At 46.0% G+C, this 3,714-nt stretch carries 1 protein-coding gene; it reads left to right on the top strand.

Translation table 11 applies throughout. The annotated features are described in order from the left end of the window. Positions 1-3,614, top strand: a 3,614-nt coding sequence (locus F6K53_RS35635) for a tetratricopeptide repeat protein (RefSeq protein WP_366511394.1), incomplete at its 5' end; no start/stop codon positions are given. Positions 3,615-3,714: the final 100 nt, after the last annotated feature.

The raw sequence follows: 3,714 nt of genomic DNA, 5'->3' as shown, positions 1-3,714 counted from the left end.
AACCAAAACGGCCAACAATTTGGGCAACAGCTCTAGTTAGTTTGATCTCAGTAGGACTAATTACGCCCCAGCCCACAGTGGGAGAAACTACTATTGCCCAACAACAGGAATCAGCACAAGAACAACTAACCAAAGCTGAACAACTGAGTCAACAAGCATGGGTACTGAAGGAGCAAGGGAAATACTCCGAAGCGATTCCCCTCGCCCGGGAAGCTTTGAGGATTCGACAGCAAGTGCTCGGGGAAGAACACGCAGATGTGGCTACCAGCCTCAATCATCTGGCAGAACTCTATCGTGAAATGGGAAGGTATTCAGAGGCGGAACCCTTGTATACCCAATCTTTAGAGATTTATAGACAGTTGCTGGGGAACGAACACTTATATGTGGCATTAAGCCTAGATAATCTGGGATTACTCTACTCTTCAATGGGAAGGTACCAACAGGCGGAACCCTTGTTAAACCAAGCCTTGGAGATGAGGAGACGGTTGCTGGGGAACGAACACCCATCTGTGGCATTAAGCCTCAATAATTTGGGGGAACTCTACTATTCAATGGGAAAGTACCAACAGGCGGAACCCTTGTATACCCAAGCCTTAGAGATGAGGAGACGGTTGCTGGGGGATGAACACCGTGATCTGGCATCCAGCCTGAATAATCTAGCTTTACTTTACCAATCCATGGGAAGCTACGAACAAGCTGAACCCTTGTATACCCAATCCTTGGAGATGAGAAGACGGTTGCTTGGGGAGGAACACCCTGATGTGGCAAATAGCCTCAATAATCTCGCGGTACTTTACCAATCCATGGGAAGCTATGAACAAGCTGAACCCTTGTTAAACCAAGGGTTGGAGATGAGAAGACGGTTGCTGGGGAACGAACACCCTAATGTGGCAACCAGCCTGAATAATCTGGCTTTACTCTACCAATCCATGGGAAGCTACGAACAAGCTGAACCCTTGTATACCCAATCCTTGGAGATGTATAGACGGTTGCTGGGGGAGGAACACCCATCTGTGGCAACTAGCCTCAATAATCTGGCGGGACTCTACTATTTAATGGGAAGGTACCAACAGGCTGAACCTTTGTTAACCCAAGCTTTGGAGATATGGAGACGGTTACTGGGTAAAGAACACCCTAATGTGGCAACTAGCCTCAATAATCTGGCGGGACTCTACCAATCCATGGGAAGGTACCAACAGGCGGAACCCTTGTATACCCAAGCTTTGGAGATGTTTAGACGGTTGCTGGGTAACCAACACCCTGATGTGGCAAAAAGCCTGAATAATCTGGCAGAACTCTATCGTGCCATGGGAAGGTACCAACAGGCGGAACCCTTGTATACCGAAGCCTTGGAGATGTATAGACGGTTGCTGGGCCAGGAACACCCTAATGTGGCAACCAACCTCAATAATCTGGCTTTACTCTACGAATCCATGGGAAGGTACCAACAGGCGGAACCCTTGTTAACCCAAGCTTTGGAGATGTTTAGACGGTTGCTGGGCCAGGAACACCCTAATGTGGCAACCAACCTCAATAATCTGGCGGCACTCTACCAAGTCATGGGAAGGTACCAACAGGCAGAACCCTTGTTAACCCAATCCTTGGAGATATATAGAAGGTTACTGGGAGAGGAACACCCTGATGTGGCAAAAAGCCTCAATAATCTGGCTTTACTCTACCAATTAATGGGAAGATACCAACAGGCGGAACCCTTGTATACCCAAGCTTTGGAGATGTGGAGACGGTTACTGGGTAAAGAACACCCAAATGTGGCATATAGCCTGAATAATCTGGCGGCACTCTACAAATCCATGGGAAGGTACCAACAGGCGGAACCCTTGTATACCCAAGCTTTGGAGATGAACAGACGGTTGCTGGGGGAGGAACACCCATTAGTGGCATTAAGCCTCAATAATTTAGCTATTTTACATCACAGTCAAGGAAACATTGAGCAAGCCCTGGAGTTTCTCGAAACAGGATTAGACATCCAAGAACTTAATCTAGAACGTAATCTCGTCGCTGGTGCTGAAAAGCAAAAACGAGAGTACATCAAAACTATTTCTGGCACAACGGATGCAGCCATTTCTCTACACCTAAACTCAGCTCCTGATCATGAAAGAGCAGCTGGTCTAGCTTTAACAACTATCTTACGTCGCAAAGGTCGCTTACTCGATTTCTTGACCCATAGTCAGCAACTGTTGCGTAAACGCTTAGATTTCCAAAGCCAAAAATTACTAGACCGACTCAACAATACTCGCACCCAACTCGCTAACCTCACCTACAACCGACCGGATAAGCTTCCCCTTGAAGAATATCGTAATCAGCTCAATGAACTAAGGAATCAGGAACAGGAACTAGTCGCAAAAATTAGTCGGCGCAGTCGTGAATTTGCCCAAATCAATCAACCAGTTACCATCGAAACTATTCAACAACTGATTCCTGAAGATACGGCACTGGTAGAATTTGTAGAATACAAACCCTACAATCCCCAAGAGGATAGTTTTGGTAATCCCCGTTATGCCGCCTATGTACTCCGTTCTCAAGGCTCACCCCAAGGCATGGATTTAGGGGAAGTAGATGCGTTGAAACCTCTGTGGGAGATACTTGAATTATCCCTTCAAGACAAAGGAGTTACCATCCCTCAGTTAAAACAAGCAGGCCGTAAAGTAGATGAGAAGCTGATGGCGAAAGTTCGTCCTTTGTTGGGAGATAGCAGCAGGATTTTACTGTCTCCAGACAGCTACCTCAACCTCATCCCTTTTGAAGCTTTAGTAGATCAAGACAACCGGTATTTAGTAGAAAGCTATGGTTTTACCTACCTCACCTCCGGTAGGGATTTACTGAGATTATCCAATCCTAATCCCAAGCTTACCCAACCAGTACTTTTGGGAGCACCAGATTTTGATAATTCGGCTCAAACTACTGCCCTTGGGGAGGAAAACCAGATAGTAGCAACCCGCAGTTTACGTGACTTTAATCCTTCAGAGTTGAGCTTATCCCCTTTACCGGGTACTCTTGAGGAAGTAAACGCGATCGCAAAGATGCTGGGTGTGGAGCCGTTGTTGGGTGCTCACGCTAATGAAGCAGCATTGAAACAGGTTACTCGTCCCAGAATACTACATATCGCTACCCATGGTTTCTTCCAAAACAGACCTGAAAAGGAAGAGTTGACTAATGGGGATAATGCCTTACTTTGGTCATGGTTAGCATTAGCAGGAATTAAGAACAACAAGCCAGACAATGATTTAGAAGATGGCATCTTCACAGCCTTAGAAGCAACGGGATTAAATTTATCAGGTACAAAGCTAGTGGTGTTATCAGCTTGTGATACTGGCTTAGGCAATATCAGTGCTGGGGAAGGAATATATGGGTTGCGTCGAGCGTTGGTAATTGCCGGGTCAGAAAGCCAAGTCATTAGTTTGTGGAACGTGAATGATACGGCTACGAAATATTTAATGGTGTCTTATTATCAGGGATTGCAGGATAACCAAGGGCGTTCTGAAGCTTTGCGAAGGATTCAGTTGCAAATGCTAGGAAGTCCAGAGTATCAGCATCCCTATTATTGGGCAAGTTTTATTCCTTCTGGGAATTGGCGCTCTATGGCTATTGACTAAATTAGCCTTGTTGCCCAGTTGCACCAGTGGTTTAGATCTATCTTGGTTTCGGTCAATAGCAACACAATCGTTATACACAACAATATCACCAACGGAATAG

It is taken from the genome of Moorena sp. SIO4A1 (assembly GCF_010672065.1).
GTDB lineage: Bacteria > Cyanobacteriota > Cyanobacteriia > Cyanobacteriales > Coleofasciculaceae > Moorena.
This window is presented reverse-complemented; position numbering and strand designations above follow the sequence as displayed.